Consider the following 18,457-nt stretch of genomic DNA (forward strand, 5'->3'; position numbering starts at 1 on the left):
GAGCTCAGTGCATGACGGTGCGGCCGAGCCCCACTCCGACGGTGGCCCGACTCCGGTAGTGCCCCGCTGCGCCGTCTAGTACCCCGCTGCGCCGTCGCCGCGAACCCCATCGGGCAGTGCTCGGGTCATCGCTGTCCGAGACAGGAACTTCTTGCTGCCTATTTCTCCCTATGGCCTGCATCCCGGGTTGTAATCTGAAGTTCCAGTCGACGCTCGCTGCCGGCGTGCGGGCACTCGCCCGCGCCCGGTCTGACGGGAGGGTGCACTGATGGGCACGAACGACGAGAAGGCAGCGGATCTGGTGCTGTTCGGTGACGTGGTCACCATGGACGACACGCGGCCGCGAGCGCAGGCCGTTGCTGTGCGCGACGGGCGGATAGCCGCTGTCGGAAATGACGCCGCGGTGTTCCCGTTGATCGGACCCACCACCGCAACGGTGGACGTGCACCGCGCGTGCATCATGCCGGGGTTCGTCGAGGCCCACGGGCATCCGCTGAACTCGGCCGTCCTGCTCGGCGAGCCCGTGGTGGACATCCGCCCCGTCACCATCGCCGATGCCGACACGGTGGTCGACACCGTCCGCCGGGCCGTCGGCGAGCACCAGGAGGGTGTCGTCTTCAACGGATGGGATCCGCTGCTGCAGAAGGGGTTGCCCGCTCCGACGCGGGAATGGCTCAATTCGGTTGCGCCCGAGACGTCGATGGTGATCCTGCACAACACCGGGCACGTCGCCTACTTCAACGATGTCGCAGCGCGCGACGCCGGGCTCACCCGCGAGACGCCCGACCCCGAAGGGGGAAGTTACGGCAGGGACCCGTCGGGCGAACTCGACGGTTCGGCGTTCGAAGCGCCCGCTGTCATGGCGGTGGCTACCAATGTGCTTGCCGGCGCTACCGCCCGGCTGCCAGAGCTTCTCGCGGCTGAATGCGCACGAATGAACGCTGTGGGCATCACCACTGTGAGTGAGATGGCGTTCGACCCTCGATTCAGTGCGACGTTGACGGCGATCGCACGGTCCGGTGCGCTCACCACTCGGCTGCGCCTCTACGAGATGTCGAATCCTCAACGGGCCACTGCGGTGTCGCCGGGTGTCGGGAACGACCTTCTGCGGCAGGTGGGTATCAAGATCTGGTCGGACGGGTCTCCGTGGGTCGGCAACGCCGCCACCAGTTTTCCGTACATCGACTCGGAGGTCACCCGGGCGCTGGGGCTCGCCGGAACACGCGGCAAGGCGAACTACACGGCCGAGGAGGTCCACGACATCAGCCGGCCCTATTTCGAGAAGGGCTGGCAGATTTCGTGTCACGCCAACGGCGACGACGCGGTCAGCTTGGTCCTCGACGCGTGGGAGAGAATGCTCACCGAAGTACCGCGCGAAGACCACCGTCTGCGCCTCGAGCACGTAGGCGCGATGCGACCGGAGCAGTTCCGCAGAGCGACGGAACTGGGCGTCACCTGCAGTATGTTCGTCGACCATCTCTACTACTGGGGTGACGTCCTCGTCGACGACCTGTTCGGAGCCGAGCGCGGGTCTCGTTGGGCGGCAGCCGCTTCGGCCATCGCGGCCGGTCAGCGTATTTCGTTCCACAACGATGGTCCGGTCACTCCCACGAACCCGTTACGCAATATCACCGATGCGGTCACACGCCGGACGCGGTCGGGCCGCGTCCTCGCACCCGAGGAACGAATTCCCGTCCTCGAGGCGCTGCGAGCGGAGACGATCAACTCGGCATGGCACCTGCGAAGTGAGGATGCCATCGGATCGATCACACCCGGCAAGCACGCCGACCTCGTGGTGCTGTCGGCCAATCCGTTGCGCGTGGACCCGGACGACATCGCGGATCTCGAGGTGCTCGCCACGATTCTGGAGGGCCGGACGGTCTTCGGAAAGCTGGAGTGACCCGCGTGGCGCACCTGGCGAAGGCCGTGCGATCGATCCCGACGTCGGTGGCAAGGTGGGTCCGGAATGCGAGCTACCTACCGAAGTGGCTCGTGCTGGGAATTGTCATCGGCGCAATCGCAGGGCTGGGGGCGGTGGTGTTCTCCGTCGCCCTCGCAGGGGCTACGCATCTGCTCCTCGGTGAACTCGCCGGGTATCAGCCCCCGACTGCGGCGGGAGACGGCGGTGCAGCCGGGAGCGGAGAATTCACCCGCCCCTGGGCCGTCCCACTCGTGGTGGCACTGGGCGGGCTTGTCTCCGGAGTGATCGTGTTCACCCTGGCGCCGGAGGCTGAAGGGCACGGAACCGATGCGGCGATCGAGGCGTTTCACCGCAATCCGCGGATGATCCGGATCCGCGTCGTCCTGGTCAAGCTGGTCGCCTCCGCGATCACCATCGGGTCGGGCGGGTCGGGCGGCCGTGAGAGGCCGACGGCGCAAATCTCGGCAGGTTTCGGCTCGCTACTCGCCCGCAAGCTCGACCTGTCCGACCGCGACGGCAGAATCGCTGTCGCGGTGGGCATCGGGTCCGGCATCGGCGCGATCTTCGGTGCACCTCTGGGAGGGGCGGTGCTGTGCTGCGCGATTCCCTACAAGGACGACTTCGAATACGACGTACTCGTGCCGGGCATGGTCGCCTCGATCGTCAGCTACTCGGTGTTCGGCAGCATCCTCGGTTTCGGGCCGTTGTTCGGTGCGGCCGCGGCGGAGTACACGTTCGAATCCCCCATACAGTTGGTGTGGTTCGCGATCATCGGAATTCTGGCAGGACTGATCGGATTGCTGTACAGCGGGACGTTCTATGCGTTCGTCGACCTGAGCCACCGGCTGCCGGGCAGTCGCATCGTCAAACCGGCGGTCGGGGGGCTATTCGTCGGGCTGATGGCGCTGGCACTACCCGAGGTGCTCGGCAGCGGATACGGCTGGATCCAGCAATCGATGGCCCGCGTCGACCTCGCGGCCATTCCTCTGTGGGTGGTGCTGTTGCTGCCGTTCGCGAAGATTCTCGCCACCTCGTTGTCCATCGGGTCCGGTGGTTCCGGCGGTATCTTCGGCCCCGGCATGGTGATCGGGGCATTCACCGGTGCCGCGGTGTGGCGCCTGCTCGAACCGATCGCTCCCGGCGTCTCCGACAGTCCGGCACCGTTCGTCATCGTCGGCATGATGGCCTGCTTCGGCAGCATCGCCCGGGCGCCGCTCGCGGTGATGTTGATGGTGGCCGAGATGACAGGCAGCATCGGTGTGCTGGCCCCGGGAATGGTTGCCGTCGCCCTCGCATATCTCATCGTGCGGCGATCCGGAAAGACGATCTACCGGGCACAGCTCGAGAACCGCGAGGAGGCTCGGCAGTTGCAGAATTCGCCCGGGTGAACGGATCGGGGTCCGGTGTGTGGGGGGCCCGGTCGATTCCGGCATGCTTGTCGCCATGACTGTTCAGGTTCCTCGGTACGTCGACCTCCTGTGGCCAGCACTTCAGGCCGTGATTGCGCTCGGTGGTTCGGCGTCCAACGAAGAACTCGACAACGCGGTCATCGAGCGTGAAGGACTGTCGTCCGACGTTCAGGGTGTGCTGCACGGAGACGGGCCGAGCACCGAGATCGAATACCGGCTGGCGTGGGCCCGCACCCACCTCAAGGGGATGGGTCTGCTCACGAACAGCCGCCGCGGGGTGTGGAGTGTCACGGAGAAGGGCCGCGAGGTCACCGAAAGTCAGATCCGGCCTCTGCATGCCGAGTCCTCGGCGGAGAACCGCAAGAGGAACGCTGCCCGAAAATCGGCCAAGGCCGCGTCTCGCAGGACCGACGAACCGGAAACGAACATCACCGAAGTCGACACCGATGCCGGCTGGAAAGACGTGCTCCTCGAGACCGTTCTGAAGATGTCGCCCGCCGCGTTCGAACGCCTTACGCAGCGATTGCTGCGCGAAGCGGGGTTCTCGAGCGCATCCGTCACGTGGCGCGGGGGAGAGGGCGACATCGAGGGTCTCGGCGTCTACCAGTTGTCGCTGCTCAGCTTTCCGGTCTTCTTCCAGTGCAAGCGTCACAACGGCAGTGTCGGCGCCGGCGCCGTGCGCGACTTTCGTGGCGCAATGGCTGGTCGCGGCGAGAAGGGGCTACTCATCACCACCGGCACCTTCACTGGTGACGCCCGCACCGAGTCGAAGCGTGACGGAGCACCGCCTATCGATCTCATCGACGGGGACCGGCTGTGTGACCTGCTCAAGGAGCACGCGCTGGGAGTGCAGACCACCACCCGTCTCGTCGAGGACGTAGAGGTCCGCTCGGACTACTTCCGCTCACTCGAACCGAAATAGCAAAAGCGGTGCTCGTGCGCTGTTCAGGCGCATTTTCCGTTGCGGTATGGCCACGAACCGGTCACGTAGGCCGCCAACCGCCACCCGCAGCCTCCGTGGTGTGTACAGAGGAAGTAGGTGTGCACAGTGCTCACGGGAAAAGACTGTTAGGACAACAGGCATGACGACCACAACGCCGTGGCCGTTGATCGGCCGAACGGCGCGGCCGCCGGCAGGGATGCTGGTGGACCGGCGCTTCGGAAGGCTCGTGGACCAGTTCTTTCAGCTGTTCCGCGACACGAGGCAGGGCGGCGGCGCCCTGTCGGTCTATCTGCACGGCGAGCCCGTCGTCGACGTCTGGGCGGGCTGGGCCAGCCGGAAGACGCAGTGGAACGGCGACACTGTCACGCTGACCTTCTCCACCGGTAAGGGTGTCGCCTCCACGGTGCTACACCGACTGGCGGGGCGCGGCCTCATCGATTACGACGTCCCTATCGCGCAGTACTGGCCCGAGTTCGCAGCGGCGGGTAAGGAGGCGATCACGGTACGCGAGCTGCTGTCGCACCGTGCCGGACTCCATCGGGTTCGCGGCCTGGTGCCCGAACCGCTGAGCCTGATGGACCACTCCCTCGTCAGCGCCGCGCTGGCTGCCGCGACCCCTGATCGGCGCCGACTGCGCGCTCCCGGGTATCACGCGGTCACGTTCGGTTCGTTGATCGCCGAAGTGACGTCGCGGGCGTCGGGACAGCCCTTCACCGAGCTGGTGAAAACCGAGATCGCCGAACCGCTCGGGGTGAAAGACTTCTGGTACGCGGTTCCGCTCGACGAACGCGGCCGGATCGCCCGGACCTTTCCGCACATCAACCCGTTCGGTGTCCCCTGGGCCGCGACGTCCTTTGCGATGTCTCGACTTCCGGGACTGCGCAACGTCGCTGATGCCGGAATGCCGGCAGGTTTCGATCTACTCGTCCGCAACCCGGCTGTTCACGACAGCGTGATGCCCGGGTGGAATGGAGTGTTCAGCGCCCGCGCGCTCGGAAAGATGTACGGGGCGTTGGCAAACGGCGGATCGGTGGGCGGCGTCGAGTTCCTCGCACCCGATGTCGTGACGCAACTCGGTGAGGTGCAGACCACGGGTCGCGACTACGTGCTGGGTCTGCCCATGAATTGGCGTCTCGGCTACCACGCCGGCATGGTGGCGAGACGCACCCAGCCGTCAAAGACGTTCGGGCACTACGGCTTGGGCGGGTCGGGTGCGTTCGCGGACGCGGAGACGGGCCTGTCGATTGCCTTCGTCACGAATCGGCTGGGCAACATGCTCACGCCTATTGCCGACCTTCGTCTGCCTAAACTGGGATCGACCGCACTCGCCCTCGCGGCGAAGGCGTAACTCTCTGCCTCAGTGGCGGGCCCGCATCCGGTATTCGAGTTGGCGGGCCCGGAAGTCGAGCCCTGCGCCGCCGCTCACGAAGAGTGGAGCGAGCCCGATGGCGATCAGAATCGAGACAACCGCAATGCTCATGACGCACCGCCCTTTCGCGATGGAACGAACTGTCGTGCGAGGCGTCTATGCCCCACAGCCCCAAGGTAAGTGTTATCTGAAGTAACGTGCAACGTGGGGTCTCTCACGGCGCCCCGGCAGGCGGCTGCGTGCCACAACGACGCAGCGCAGTGATGAGGGCGATGTCGCGTCCCGCCCGTGGGAGTGTCCAGTGTGACTGATGTCGTCCAAGTGGCTGGCGGGACACCAGTGAGTGTGGTGGAATGCAAACCGAACAACATAGCGACTGAGCAGAAACACTTGTCGACGACACGCCGGGGCGCGACCGATTGGATATGAGGGGCACAGTGCATATTTCTCGACGGGACTTGTTCCGGTATGCGGCCGCGGGGTCGGCCGTGGCCGGAGTGGCCGCGCTCACTTCCACCCTGGTGTCGGGCGCGGTGGCGCACGCCGACAGTCTCGGCACACTCATCGACTACTCGGGTGGCGTTCCGTCCGCCGAGGCGATCAGCGCAGCCGGATACGCCGGGGCCATCCGCTACGTGTCGGACCGGCGACCGGGAGCCGAGTGGATGGTGGGCAAGCCGCTCCGCGCCGACGAGGCGAGCGCTCTGCAAGAGGCGGGGCTGTCCGTCGTGTCGTGCTACCAGTTCGGCAAGGGGTCGACGGCGGATTGGCGCGGCGGATTCGAAGCCGGAAAGCGTCACGCGGAGCGTGGACTCGAACTCCACCTCGCCGCCGGAGGTGCCGAGAATCGGCCGATCTATGCATCGATCGACGACAATCCGACGCCCGCAGACTTCCTCACGATGATCGCGCCGTATCTCGCGGGGTGGGAATCGGTGGTAGGCAAGGCGAATACGGGTATCTACGCAAACTCGCCGACGTTGGATCTGGCTATCCTCGCCGGACTCGGGTCGTGGTACTGGCAGCACGACTGGGGCACTCCGGAGGGGTACGTCCACCCGAAAGCTCATCTGCACCAGTACGAAATCGATGCCAGAACTGTCGACGGAGTCGGCATCGACCTCAATGACATTCTCGCGCCCGATTACGGCCAGTGGTGAGCGTTCGGGCTCGCTCCGCCGCTAACCTGTGCCGAGGCGGCTAGCCAGAGATTTTCTCGCCCATCCGAACGAGCCACTCGCGAGCGTCGTCGGGAAGTTTTCCCGCGGTTTCCGCTGCGCGGCACCAGTTCTTGGCCGTGGCGAGAAAATTCAGCGGGTTGTACGCGTCTTCTTCCCGCGACCACAGGTTGTGGCCCGCGTAGTGGAGAATCGTGATATTGGCGGCCGCGTGCACTGAACCGTCTCCGGGATCTTCCATAGGATTGTCGATCTCACAGATCACCCACCCGCGTTCTTCGTCGAGCACGTGCCAGTTCGCGGGAAACTGTGTCATCCGGCTGCCGGGAAACGTCGACATGGTCCGCGTGACCCATACCCGGATGGCCTCGCGGCCCTCGAAATTCCCGAACGCGTGTTCCGCATAGGTGGCGTCCTCTGTGAACAGATCGGCGAAGCCGTTCCAATTCCCGAGTTCGACGCACCGGCTGACCGTTCGCTGGTAGTGCGCAAACGCGTCGTTCAGTTCGGCCCGACTCCACGACATCCTGGTGTCCTTCCCTCGTGGCGCCCGTAGAGGTACGCCTACGGAAATGAGAACACGTTTCAGTCGGTTCGTGGGGAAGTTTCCGCTGGGCGAGATGCTGGGTGAAACGCTCGGCGAGCCGACGCCGATGCATCAGGTGTCACTTCATTCACTTCGACACCGGGAGTTCCACCATGGATCTGCTCATCGATTTCGGCTACACGATCGCCTCCGTCCTCTACACCGCGTTCTTCGTCAACGGGTCGTAGGTCCTTCGTCGGGGACGGGATCAGCCAGGCGAAAACCAGTGTGACCATCGAGGCGATGATCGAGGCGATGAACCCGGCGCGGAAAGCATCGAGCGACGGGATAACGGCCGTGCCGACGGTGACCGTCATTCCCGCGAGGATCACGCTGACGACGGCTGCCGACGTGGATGTGCCGATCGACCGCATCAGCGAATTCAATCCGTTGGCCGCCGCCGATTCCGTGATGGGAACCGCACTCATGATCAGGGCGGGCATGGCGGAGTACGACAAGCCGATGCCCGCGCCGATCACCATTCCGGCGAGCAGGACCTGCCAGACCGCCGACACCGCCACGTACGCGACCGCGTAACCGAGGCCGATCACCACGGCGCCGGTCATCAGGGTCACCCTCGGTCCCCGCCAGGCGGACAGGCGCGCCGATACCGGGGACAGCGCCATCATGACCAGGCCGCCGGGAGCGAGAACCAGGCCCGCGGTGATCATCGACAGGCCGAACCCGTAACCGGTCGACTCCGGAGCCATCAGCAACTGGGGGAACGAGAGGGAGGTGCCGTACATCGCGAAGCCGACGGCAACCGAGGCAAGGTTGGTGAACAGGACCGGAGGTCGTGCGCTCACGCGGAGATCGATCAGGGGTGCGGCGGTCCGTAGCTCGAGGAACCCCCACAGGAGCAGGCTCACGAACGACGCCGCGAACAGTCCTAGCGTCTGCCCGCTCGCCCATCCCCAGTCGTCGCCCTTCGTGATGGGCAGCAGGAACGTGACGAGAACGACGCTCAGGCCGACAGCTCCGAGGAAGTCGAAGCGGCCGGGCCGCCGCACGGGCGATTCGGGAATGACGAGCAAGGTCAGGGCGATACAGGCGCAGCCGAGTACGGCGGACACGACGAACAACATGTGCCAATCGGTGTAGTGCGCGATGGTGGCGGCGATGGGCAATCCCACGGCGCCCCCGACTCCCAGGGTCGCGCTCATCACCGCCATCGCGCCGCCGACCCTTTTCGGCGGGAGCACGTCGCGAAGGATGGCGATTCCGAGTGGGATCGCGCCGATGGCCGCACCCTGGAGGGCACGACCCGTCACCATCGGAATCAATGAGGAGGCCATCGCGCACACCGCCGATCCGAGCACCAGCAGTGTGAGGCTCCCGATCAGGGCGCGGCGTTTGCCGAACATGTCACCCAGTCGACCGCTGATCGGCGTGACGACGGCGGCGACGAGCAGAGTCGCCGTGACCGCCCAGGACGTATTCGCCGCACTCGCCCCCAGGAGGTGGGGCAACTCGGGAATGATCGGTATGACGAGCGTCTGCATGAGCGCCACCACGATCCCGCACGAGCCGAGGACGGCGAGGATGAGGGACGGTGCGTGCCGCCGGCTTCGGATACCGGCGTTCGGCGGTGGAACGGACATCGACACCTCCCGGGGTGTACAGGTTCGGCGCGACGCGTTCACGACACCAGAGATGTGTACCCTACACATCATGTGTATGGTGCACAACGCTGCCGATCGGGCAGGATGAAGAAAACTTCTGGAGGTGACGGTGTCCGATCGCGAGGCGGTGACGGCCGACATCGAGAACGAGCTGACCTTGTTGTCGAGGCACTACGTGCATTCCCAACGGGCGGGATTGCAGATCGATCGCTCGGCCTACCTGTTGCTCAGCCGCCTCGAACTGGAGCATCCGGTCACTCTGAAAGAACTATCGGAAGCGTTCCGCCTGGACATCTCGACGATCAACAGGCAGATCGGGGCACTGCTGCGACGAGGACTGGTCGAGCGCGTCCCCGACCCCGACGGGGGACTGGCGCGGAAGGTGCAGGCCACCGATCTCGGGCTCGAACACCTGCGCAGTGATCGACAGCTGAGTCGTAGCGGCGTGGAACGGGTGATCGGCGGATGGAGCGACGGCGACCGTGAAGAGTTGCGTCGACTGCTGTCGAAGTTCAACGCGGAGGTAGAGAACTTGGAAGGCCGGAGCTGGCCTCGCCGATCGAAGGAAGGTCGGCCGGGGTCGTAGCGCTCAGGACTGCACGTGCGCGGTCGCGTCCCGGGCAAGGTCCGGTTCTTCGGCGATGACCGTGAGTTGGGGATGCTCCTGAGGTGACTCGTGCCATCCCCGCCAGGACATCAGAGACCAGCCCGAGAGTCCGGACAGGGCAGAGCCCAGGCTGGCGAACGAGCCCGTGCTCAACACCGACCCGATCGAGCCCGCCGACCCTATCGACAGGACGGAGCCGACGCTGCCGATCGACAGAACCGAGTAGGCCGACCCGATCGAGAGGATGGACCCTTCCGAGCGAATCGACAGTATCGATCGGTGGGCGTGCCGAGAACGGCGGAACGAGTGCGTGGAGGGCATTCCTCGGTCTACCACGCTGGTGTCGTCGGCACACGGTGATCGGGCTGGACCGACGAAAGGGCCCCCGGAAGTCCGGGGGCCCTTTCGTGAAGTCGAACTGCTATGCGACGCGGAACATACCCACGGTCGGGAGGAAGCTGCACGTGATGGGTGCCGCCCCTTCCTTCTGAGTGGTGAGTCCGCCGGAGATGACGGCGATGACGCGACCGGGGCCGGTGTCGGCAATCGCGGACAGAGTGGCAGGGCCGTCAGGGTTGATGCGTGCCTCGTTGGTGAGGTTCTGCGTCTCGCGGCGCTGGTTGTCCAGGTTGATCCACGTGACGGTCAGCGGATTGGGCTGCTCGGCAGCGACCGCACTGGTTCCGAGCGCGGTGAACACGAAGCCGGCTTGTCCGGCCGCAGGTCCGGGCGGCGGGAGCTGCGCGGGTCCGGGCACGGCGAGTGCGGTGCCGACGGAATCGGCGCCCTCTCCGATGCAGCCCTTACCGAGCGTCGGGTACAGGAACTGGGCGATGACGGGTGCGTTGTCCTGCGGGATTTCAGGTCCGCCGCCACCGCTGCCGTCGAGGAACGTGATGACGCGCTCGAGGGTGGACTTGATCTCGGGAGGAATGCCGGGAGACTCGAGAAGGTTGCGTGCCTGCGCGAGAAGTTCGGCCTGCGGGCCTGCAGCGATGTCTTCGGTACCAGCGGCTGCGCCGATGATCGCGGGAGCGAACGATGCGAGCATCTCCACAGGCATGCCCTCGGGCACGGGCGGCGGCGTCGGCTGCGCGGATACCTGTACCGGCACTGCCATCGCTGCTGCTGCGGCAATTGCGAAAGCAGTAAATGCCCTGCGCATACCTCGGGTTCGAAGCACAGTCTCCCCATCCTTGTCATAACAGCGTGAACGACAATCCAATCCACGTCTTACGGCTCGGGGGGCCACTCTATGTACAGCGCCCCCGGGTTGTACAGCTGACGAGTGCATCCCGTGGTAGCTGCGGCGCCCCGGTGGGAGTGTATGGCATGGTGACCCCGGCGGTGATCCTTCCCGGAACCATAGCCTGTGGCTGGTGTGATCAGTGTTGATGGTGATGCAACTGTTACGCGCTGCTACGGACAGAGCGGGGCGTGTGCGGCCGGGCGTCTACGCTGTGCGGGACCGTTTCGGGATCGGCTGAGACGTCTACACACCTCACGGGAGAGCGCCACACTGTGTCCGACCAAGCAGCGTCCCACGAAGGAGCGTCCGACGGCGGAGCGGACTCCGAGGACCCGTCTTCTCCCTCGTCACAACGTGTTTCCGGAAGCCGGGCGCTGTTGCGCTGGGCGCCTGTGCTTCTCGCGTTGTCGGTGCTCGGACGGATGGCGTGGACACTGCTGAGCCCCAACGGGATGAACCTCGTCGACCTACACGTCTACGTCGACGGTTCGGAGGCTCTCGGCGGTGGCAACCTGTACGACTTCACCTATTCGGAAGTGACACCGGACTTTCCACTGCCGTTCACATACCCACCCTTCGCGGCGCTCGTCTTCTTTCCCCTGCACTTCCTGCCGTTCACCCTGGTCGGCGTCTGTTGGCAGTTGCTCACCATCCTCGCGCTGTATGCGTTGGCCCGCATGAGTTTGAGCCTCGTGCTCGGCGCGGCGGCCCGTCGACCCCACTGGCGGACGGTGGCGCTTCTGTGGACGACTGTGGGCGTCTGGCTGGAGCCGGTGCGCACCACGCTCGACTACGGGCAGATCAATGTCTTCCTCGCCTTGCTCGTGATGACTGCGGTCCGTAGTTCACGGTGGTGGCTGTCGGGTGCGCTCGTCGGCTTCGCGGCGGGCATCAAACTGACCCCGGCCATCACGGGGCTGTATTTTCTGCTCCAGCGCAGGTGGAAAGCGGCGGTCTTCTCGGGTGTCGCGTTCGCGGCGACCGTCGGCCTCAGCTATCTCTTGGTCGGTTCCGAGGCCCGCGAGTATTTCACCCACCTCCTCGGGGACGCAGATCGCATCGGTCCGGTCGGTTCGGTATGGAACCAGTCTCTGCGCGGGGCGTTGTCGAGGCTGCTCGGGTACGACGTCGGAACGGGTGCAGTCTGGGTGGTGGGCGTCGCGCTCACCGTGGTCCTCGCGGTGCTCGCCTGGCGCGCTCTCGCCCGCGACGACAGGTTGGGCACACTCGTCGTCGTGGAGCTGCTGGGACTGCTCGTGTCCCCGATCTCATGGTCACACCACTGGGTATGGGTGATCCCGATGCTGATCTGGCTTCTTCACGGTCCCTACGGATCGATGCTCGGTACCCGGGTCGTCGCGGGGTACTGGCTTGTCACGACGCTGATCGGGGTGCCGTGGGTTCTGAGCTTCTTCCAGGACTCGATCTGGCTCATCTCACGGCCTGCGGTGCTCGCGTGGCTCGGCACTGTCGACGTGGTGGGCGCATTCGCCGTGTATGCCTGGATTGCCTGGGCGGGCAGGCGGGCGAAGCTGACGCCTACCCTGCCAGCACGTCGATCTGTGCTGCGAGATCCAGATCGAGCTGTGTGATCCCCCCGGCCGAGTGGGTCGACAAGGTGTAGGTGACCTTGCGCCACCGGATGTCGATGTCGGGATGGTGGTTGGAGGCCTCGGCGGCCGCGGCAACCTTGCGGACCAGTTCGATCGCGTCGATGAAGCTCGGCGACTCGATGGTGCGGACCAGCGAGTCGCCGGTGCGCCGCCACTCGGGCAGTCCGGCGAGCCCGGCATCGATACTTCCGTCTGACAGCAACTCGGTCATACCCCATGATGGTGCGGTGTCGACGGAACCTGCAAGACCCGCCACGAACAACGGCGAAGTGGTGGCTGCGGCGATCATCGTCGACGGACGCCTCCTACTCGCCCAGCGGACGCGACCGCCCGAGCTGGCGGGCCTGTGGGAACTGCCGGGCGGCAAGGCCGAAGCAGGGGAAACGGCCGAGGACGCGCTCAGGCGGGAACTGCGAGAAGAACTCGGCGTCGAGGTGGCAGGGGGCACGAGGGTAGGGGACGACGTGCCCCTTCCCGACGGACGCGTGCTCCGCGCCTACCGGGTGGACCTGGTGTCGGGAACACCGTCCGCGCTCGACCATGCCGAGGTGCGGTGGGTGAACGGCCGAGAGCTCGGGGAGATCGACCTGGTCGGCAACGATCGGGGATGGGTGCCGGACCTGCGTCCGTACCTCGACGGTGGAATCTGAGGACTTCGGTCGATCGGGTCGGTCGCCGGCTCAGGTTTTACGGGCCTTCACGAGGCCCTTCTTCAGTTCCTTCTTGGAGGCGCCTTCGTTCTCGAGCTTCCTCATCCGCATGATGACCACCGGGCACTTGAGGCAACGCTTCTTGCTGCGGCAGCACTTCTTCTTCGGCTTGAGGCCCGAAACCTCGGTGGCCTTGATCTTGCCCATGCTCGGCTCGGCCTCCCTAGCTCTGACGGAACACCGGATGCGACGCTCGACCCAGGCTAGCGTGGCCGCGACTTCGTCCGCTGCCGACCTGGAACCGGCCCGCACATTGCGTGGCGCAGATCACTTTACGCTGGTGCCCGATGCCCCTCGACGTCCGCGATGCGCGGAACCGGGCCGCGGGCGGGTAGTATTTACGTGGCCGCGATGCCTGTATGAGCGATTTTGCCATCGCCTCGACGAGGGATTTCTGAATCAGGATGACAATGCGGCCGCCAGAAGGTCGTGCGAGTGAACTTTCGCGTGGCCGAATCAACTCAGCCAGGAGAGCCATCGCGTGACCATCACCAGCTTCCGTAACGTTGCCATCGTCGCACACGTCGACCACGGCAAGACCACTCTCGTCGACGCCATGCTGCGCCAATCGGGGGCTTTCGAGGAGCGCGCCGAGCTGGTCGATCGCGTCATGGACTCCGGCGACCTCGAGCGCGAGAAGGGCATCACGATCCTCGCGAAGAACACTGCCGTCCACAAGCACCATGCCGACGGCAGCGTCACCGTGATCAACGTGATCGACACCCCGGGCCACGCCGACTTCGGTGGTGAGGTCGAGCGCGGCCTGTCCATGGTCGACGGTGTCGTCCTGCTCGTCGACGCCTCCGAGGGCCCGCTGCCGCAGACTCGGTTCGTGCTCCGCAAGGCCCTCGCTGCCTCGCTGCCCGTGATCCTCGTGGTCAACAAGACCGACCGTCCCGATGCCCGCATCGAAGAGGTCGTCTCCGAGAGTCACGACCTGCTTCTCGACCTCGCCTCGGACCTCGACGACGAGGCCGCGGAAGCCGCCGAACTCGCTCTCGACCTCCCGGTCCTCTACGCCTCCGGCCGTGAGGGCAAGGCGTCCAAGAGTCAGCCCGAGAACGGTCACGCACCGGACGCCGAGAACCTCGACGCCCTGTTCGACGTGCTTCTGAACTACGTTCCTGCACCCAAGGGCAACGTCGACGCGCCGCTGCAGGCTCACGTCACCAACCTCGACGCCTCCGCATTCCTGGGCCGCCTCGCGCTGGTGCGCATCCACAACGGCGAGCTGACCAAGGGCCAGACCGTCTCCTGGTGCCGTGAGGTGGACGGCGAGCCCGTCGTCACCAAGGCCAAGATCACCGAATTGCTCGCGACCAAGGGTGTCGAGCGTCAGCCTGCCGAGAGGGCGGTTGCCGGCGATATCGTCGCCGTCGCCGGTTTCCCCGACATCATGATCGGTGACACGCTCGCCGATCTGGAGAACCCTGTCCCGCTGCCTCGGATCACCGTCGACCAGCCCGCCATCTCGGTCACCATCGGCACCAACACGTCGCCGCTCGTCGGCCGGGTCAGTGGGCACAAGCTCACCGCCCGCATGGTGAAGTCCCGCCTCGACCAGGAGCTCGTCGGCAACGTCTCGCTCAAGGTCCTCGACATCGGTCGCCCCGACGCCTGGGAGGTGCAGGGCCGTGGTGAACTCGCGCTCGCCATTCTCGTCGAGCAGATGCGCCGCGAAGGCTTCGAGCTGACCGTCGGCAAGCCGCAGGTGGTCACCCGGCAGGTCGACGGCAAGGTGCACGAGCCCTTCGAGGAGCTCACCATCGACAGCCCCGAGGAGTACCTCGGTGCCATCACCCAGCTGCTGGCCAACCGCAAGGGCAAGATGGTCCAGATGGCGAACCACGGCGCAGGCTGGGTTCGGATGGAGTTCATCGTCCCGTCGCGTGGCCTCATCGGTTTCCGTACCGACTTCCTCACCGAGACCCGCGGCACCGGCATCGCCAATGCGGTGTTCCACGGTTATGCACCGTGGGCCGGCGAGATCCGGGCACGCCACACCGGCTCGCTCGTCTCGGACCGCACCGGCACCGTCACCCCGTTCGCGATGATCCAGCTGGCCGATCGCGGCACCTTCTTCGTCGAGCCGGGTGCCGATACCTACGAGGGCATGGTCGTGGGCATCAACCCGCGCCAGGAGGACCTCGACATCAACGTCACCCGCGAGAAGAAGCTGACCAACATGCGTCAGTCCTCCGCCGACGTGATGGAGACCCTCGCCAAGCCCATCAAGCTCGAACTCGAGGGCGCGATGGAGTTCTGCGCCGGCGACGAGTGCGTCGAGGTCACCCCGGAGGTCGTGCGGGTGCGCAAGGTGCACCTGTCGGCCACCGACCGCGCCCGTGAGCGTTCGCGTTCCAAGGCCCGCGACAAGGCGGCCCTGTAGGTCCCGCGTCCGACCACGTAAGACACAACCGGGCGAATGTACCTTCGGTCGATCGCCGACCGAAGGTACATTCGCTCGAGGGTTTCCGGAGCCTTCCGGTATCTCTGAGGAAAGGCGGCGCGGTGGTTGCTGGGGGTTCGATCGACAGAGCGTGGGGAGTTCGGCGTCGAAGGCGTGGCAACGGGCTCGTGACCACCGCGGTGTTTCTCGCAGTGTCCACGACGGTCCTCACCTCGTGTACGGCCGACCCGCCGCCTCCCGTCGAGAGCACCGACAGCCCCAAACCCACCGTCTCACCCACGGAGAAGCAGCCCGTCGTGGTGGCCATCGACGACGTCGGCAGTGGATTCAACCCGCATCTCCTGTCGGATCAGTCGCCGGCGAACTCCGCCGTCAGCGCACTCGTCCTTCCGAGCCCGTTCCGCCCCGTTCCCGACCCGCAGCGTGTGGGCGGCAGTAACTGGATCCCCGATACCTCGCTCGTGATGTCCGCCGAGGTCTCGTCGCAGGAACCGTTCACCATCACCTATCAGTTACGCAACGAAGCGCAATGGTCCGACGGTGCGCCGATCGCCGCGGAGGATTTCCGCTACCTGTGGCAGCAGATGATCAGCGCCCCGGGAGCCGTCGACCCGGCCGGCTATCAACTCATCGAGGACGTGCGGTCGTCGGGTGGCGGCAAGACCGTGAACGTGGTGATGAAGTCCGCGTACCCGGCGTGGCGAGAGCTGTTCACCGACCTCCTGCCGTCGCACCTGATCAAGGATTCGCCGGGGGGATTCGCCACCGGGCTGTCCGAGAACATTCCGGTGTCGGGCGCACACTTCCACATCAAAAACATCGACCGCGGTCGCGACGAAATTCTGCTCGAACGTAACGATCGATTCTGGGACAAGCCGGCGACCCCGGACCAGATACTCATGCGGCGTGACGGAACCTCCGCGCAGCTCGCCGACTCGATGCGCAACAACGACACGCAGATCGTGCAGATTCACGGCGGCACAGCCACTTCCGCTCAGCTCGCGGCGATCCCGACCGTGCGCACGGGTGCGTCGTTCCAGCCGCGAGGGCTGTCGCTGACCCTCAACGGACGGGTGCCCGAACTCGCGGACGTCCGGGTACGGCGGAGTCTGCTGGACTTGCTCGATACCGACCTTCTGGCGGTCGTCGGGGCGGGAAGCGAAGCGGCCGCCGTACCCACCCGCTCGCAGGTGTACGCCCCGTCCGACCCGGGTTACACCGCTACCGCCCCCGCGCGCCCGTCCCGCGAACAGGTGCTGGCGCAGCTCGCGGAATACGGCTATGTCTCCGACATTGCCGCGCCCACTCCCGATCCCGCCGCAACCGTGCCGCAGGCGAGGCTCGTCCGCGGTGGCGTGCCGCTCTCGCTCGTCATCGGAACTCCGGAGGGGGATGACACCGCAAATGCTGTCGCGAACACGGCTGCCGACCAACTACGTAGTGCCGGAGTGGACGCCAGTGTGCAAGCAATACCCGCGGAGGAGTTGTACGGAGAAGCGTTGACGAGCGGCGAGATCGGTGCCGTCGTCGGATGGTCCCGCGACGGTTCCGATCCGGCAACCGCGCTGGCCTCCCGGCACAGTTGCCCGCCCGCCGCAGCGACGAACACGCCGGCTCGAGCCGAAGGAACTGCACCGGAAGGGAATTCCGCCGCAGAGGCGGAAGCGCCGTCCAATCTGACCGGCCTGTGCGACCCGTCGCTGCAGCCCGCGATCGACGCCGCGTTGCGCGGTGCGGGTGACGTATCTCAGGCTCTGGCCGACGCAGATCGCCGACTGTGGGATCTTGCTGCCGTGCTGCCGATCATGCAGGACCGCACGTTGGTGGCGGTAGGGCCGGGTGTCGAGGGAGTGTCGCTGTCGGGCGCTGTGCCGGTAGGGATTTTCAGTGACGCGTCCGGTTGGAGCAGGATCGAGGAATGACCGATCGGCGCCTTCTCTTCATCCATGCCCATCCCGACGACGAGACGATCACCACCGGTGGCACCATCGCGCATTACGCCGCCGAGGGTGTCGAGGTACACGTCCTGACCTGCACGCTGGGTGAGGAAGGCGAGGTGATCGGGGACGAGTGGGCCGGGCTCGTTGCCGGTGCCGCCGATCAGCTCGGCGGATACCGGATCGGCGAACTGAGGTCTGCCCTGTCGATTCTCGGCGCCGGCCGGCCGCGATTCCTGTTAGGGGCGGGGCACTTTCGCGATTCGGGAATGGCGGGTACGCCCTCGGCAGCTCATCCGCGCGCCTTCGTCAACGCCGACAAAGAAGCGGCGATCGCAGCCTTGGTGGCGGTCATCCGGGAGCTGCGACCGCACGTCGTCGTCACCTACGACGAGCACGGCGGCTACGGGCACCCCGACCACATCCAGGCGCATCGCCTCACGGAGGCAGCGGTAGAGGCGTCGGGGACGACGACATTTCCCGACGCCGGTGAGCCGTGGCCGGTGGCCAAGCTGTACTGGACGGTCACCGAGGCGAGCGCGCTCGAATCGGGGATCTGCCGAATCGGCGACCTCCCCGAAGGATGGCGACTGCCCGAGCCCGGCGAACTACCGAGCGTGCCCGACTCCCAGGTCACCACAGTGATCGACGTGCGGGCGGTGCTGGGCGCCAAGCAGGCCGCACTCGCGGCTCATGCCACGCAGGTGAGGGTGGCGCCCGGAGGCGCCGAGTTCGCGCTCTCCAACGCCGTCGCCCAGCCGATCCTTTCGGAGGAACACTTCGTGCTGGCCCGTGGTCGGTCGGGGGAGGTCGACGACCGTGGTCGTGAGCGTGACCTCTTCGCCGGTGTAGAGCTCTGACCTCTGCGGTGCCGGGCATGACCGCACTTAACTGTGACTGGCA

18 protein-coding genes are annotated in these 18,457 nt (G+C 65.9%); 11 read left to right on the top strand and 7 right to left on the bottom strand.

All coding sequences use genetic code 11. The features are described from left to right. The first annotated feature begins 268 nt into the window (after window positions 1-268). The 4 genes from L1080_RS04050 (at window position 269) to L1080_RS04065 (ending at window position 5,621) form a co-directional block, all read left to right on the top strand. Window positions 269-1,900 carry an amidohydrolase gene (locus L1080_RS04050; protein WP_250776655.1) on the top strand — a complete coding sequence of 544 codons (1,632 nt, stop codon included), beginning with the start codon at window positions 269-271 and terminating at the stop codon, window positions 1,898-1,900. Next, window positions 1,897-3,309, top strand: coding sequence for a chloride channel protein (locus L1080_RS04055; protein ID WP_250776656.1), 1,413 nt, complete (start codon window positions 1,897-1,899; stop codon window positions 3,307-3,309). The genes L1080_RS04050 and L1080_RS04055 overlap by 4 nt, the downstream gene beginning before the upstream one ends. A 43-nt stretch (window positions 3,310-3,352) precedes the next feature. Continuing rightward, window positions 3,353-4,252, top strand: a complete 900-nt coding sequence (locus tag L1080_RS04060; RefSeq protein WP_109331952.1) for a restriction endonuclease — start codon at window positions 3,353-3,355, stop codon at window positions 4,250-4,252. A 160-nt stretch (window positions 4,253-4,412) separates the two neighbouring features. After that, entirely contained in the window at window positions 4,413-5,621 is a 1,209-nt protein-coding gene (locus L1080_RS04065) for a serine hydrolase domain-containing protein (protein ID WP_159925372.1), read from the top strand. 9 nt (window positions 5,622-5,630) lie between these two features. Here the strand turns inward: L1080_RS04065 and L1080_RS04070 are convergent, their stop codons facing one another. After that, complete coding sequence (locus tag L1080_RS04070) at window positions 5,631-5,753, bottom strand: hypothetical protein (protein ID WP_268962523.1); 123 nt, start codon at window positions 5,751-5,753, stop codon at window positions 5,631-5,633. A 314-nt stretch (window positions 5,754-6,067) separates the two neighbouring features. Here L1080_RS04070 and L1080_RS04075 point away from each other — a divergent pair, with 314 nt between their 5' ends. After that, on the top strand, window positions 6,068-6,802 hold the full coding sequence (locus L1080_RS04075) for a DUF1906 domain-containing protein (RefSeq protein ID WP_250776657.1): 735 nt from the start codon (window positions 6,068-6,070) through the stop codon (window positions 6,800-6,802). Between the two features lie 40 nt (window positions 6,803-6,842). Here the strand turns inward: L1080_RS04075 and L1080_RS04080 are convergent, their stop codons facing one another. Together L1080_RS04080 and L1080_RS04085 are read right to left on the bottom strand one after the other, a co-directional pair. Next, window positions 6,843-7,346 (bottom strand): nuclear transport factor 2 family protein, encoded by a 504-nt coding sequence (locus tag L1080_RS04080; protein ID WP_250776658.1) that lies wholly within the window; start codon window positions 7,344-7,346, stop codon window positions 6,843-6,845. A gap of 59 nt (window positions 7,347-7,405) precedes the next feature. Further along, window positions 7,406-9,007 (bottom strand): MFS transporter, encoded by a 1,602-nt coding sequence (locus L1080_RS04085; protein ID WP_250776659.1) that lies wholly within the window; start codon window positions 9,005-9,007, stop codon window positions 7,406-7,408. 124 nt (window positions 9,008-9,131) lie between these two features. On the opposite strand from L1080_RS04085, the gene L1080_RS04090 reads away from it, so the two are divergent. After that, window positions 9,132-9,614, top strand: coding sequence for a MarR family winged helix-turn-helix transcriptional regulator (locus L1080_RS04090; RefSeq protein ID WP_159925378.1), 483 nt, complete (start codon window positions 9,132-9,134; stop codon window positions 9,612-9,614). Between the two features lie 3 nt (window positions 9,615-9,617). On the opposite strand, the gene L1080_RS04095 is transcribed toward L1080_RS04090, so the two are convergent. Both L1080_RS04095 and L1080_RS04100 read right to left on the bottom strand, forming a co-directional pair. Continuing rightward, window positions 9,618-9,956, bottom strand: coding sequence for a hypothetical protein (locus L1080_RS04095; RefSeq protein WP_159925380.1), 339 nt, complete (start codon window positions 9,954-9,956; stop codon window positions 9,618-9,620). Window positions 9,957-10,056: 100 nt separating this feature from the next. Next, window positions 10,057-10,800, bottom strand: coding sequence for an Rv1157c family protein (locus tag L1080_RS04100; protein WP_109331925.1), 744 nt, complete (start codon window positions 10,798-10,800; stop codon window positions 10,057-10,059). 356 nt (window positions 10,801-11,156) lie between these two features. Between L1080_RS04100 and L1080_RS04105 the strand changes: the two genes are divergently transcribed. Further along, a complete protein-coding gene (locus L1080_RS04105; protein WP_250776660.1) occupies window positions 11,157-12,476 on the top strand; it encodes a mannosyltransferase in 1,320 nt (439 codons plus the stop codon). On the opposite strand, the gene L1080_RS04110 is transcribed toward L1080_RS04105, so the two are convergent. Beyond that, the gene (locus L1080_RS04110; RefSeq protein WP_250776661.1) at window positions 12,424-12,708 is read right to left on the bottom strand and encodes a 4a-hydroxytetrahydrobiopterin dehydratase; all 285 of its coding nucleotides are present in this window, start codon (window positions 12,706-12,708) and stop codon (window positions 12,424-12,426) included. The genes L1080_RS04105 and L1080_RS04110 overlap by 53 nt on opposite strands. 58 nt (window positions 12,709-12,766) lie before the next feature. On the opposite strand from L1080_RS04110, the gene L1080_RS04115 reads away from it, so the two are divergent. Beyond that, the gene (locus L1080_RS04115; protein ID WP_159927515.1) at window positions 12,767-13,147 is read left to right on the top strand and encodes a (deoxy)nucleoside triphosphate pyrophosphohydrolase; all 381 of its coding nucleotides are present in this window, start codon (window positions 12,767-12,769) and stop codon (window positions 13,145-13,147) included. A 30-nt stretch (window positions 13,148-13,177) separates the two neighbouring features. Here L1080_RS04115 and L1080_RS04120 read toward each other — a convergent pair whose 3' ends face one another. Then, window positions 13,178-13,354: a hypothetical protein gene (locus L1080_RS04120; RefSeq protein ID WP_250776662.1), complete on the bottom strand. Its 177-nt coding sequence runs from the start codon at window positions 13,352-13,354 to the stop codon at window positions 13,178-13,180. 334 nt (window positions 13,355-13,688) lie between these two features. Here L1080_RS04120 and typA point away from each other — a divergent pair, with 334 nt between their 5' ends. From typA to mshB, 3 genes are all read left to right on the top strand, one after another. After that, window positions 13,689-15,596, top strand: a complete 1,908-nt coding sequence (gene typA / locus L1080_RS04125; RefSeq protein ID WP_109331922.1) for a translational GTPase TypA — start codon at window positions 13,689-13,691, stop codon at window positions 15,594-15,596. 122 nt (window positions 15,597-15,718) lie between these two features. Continuing rightward, window positions 15,719-17,539, top strand: coding sequence for an ABC transporter family substrate-binding protein (locus L1080_RS04130; RefSeq protein ID WP_308202204.1), 1,821 nt, complete (start codon window positions 15,719-15,721; stop codon window positions 17,537-17,539). After that, a complete protein-coding gene (gene mshB / locus L1080_RS04135; RefSeq protein WP_250776664.1) occupies window positions 17,536-18,414 on the top strand; it encodes an N-acetyl-1-D-myo-inositol-2-amino-2-deoxy-alpha-D-glucopyranoside deacetylase in 879 nt (292 codons plus the stop codon). The genes L1080_RS04130 and mshB overlap by 4 nt, the downstream gene beginning before the upstream one ends. Window positions 18,415-18,457 lie beyond the last annotated feature (43 nt).

Origin of the sequence: Rhodococcus sp. MSC1_016 (assembly GCF_023667485.2) — a bacterium.
Lineage (GTDB): Bacteria > Actinomycetota > Actinomycetes > Mycobacteriales > Mycobacteriaceae > Rhodococcus_F > Rhodococcus_F oxybenzonivorans.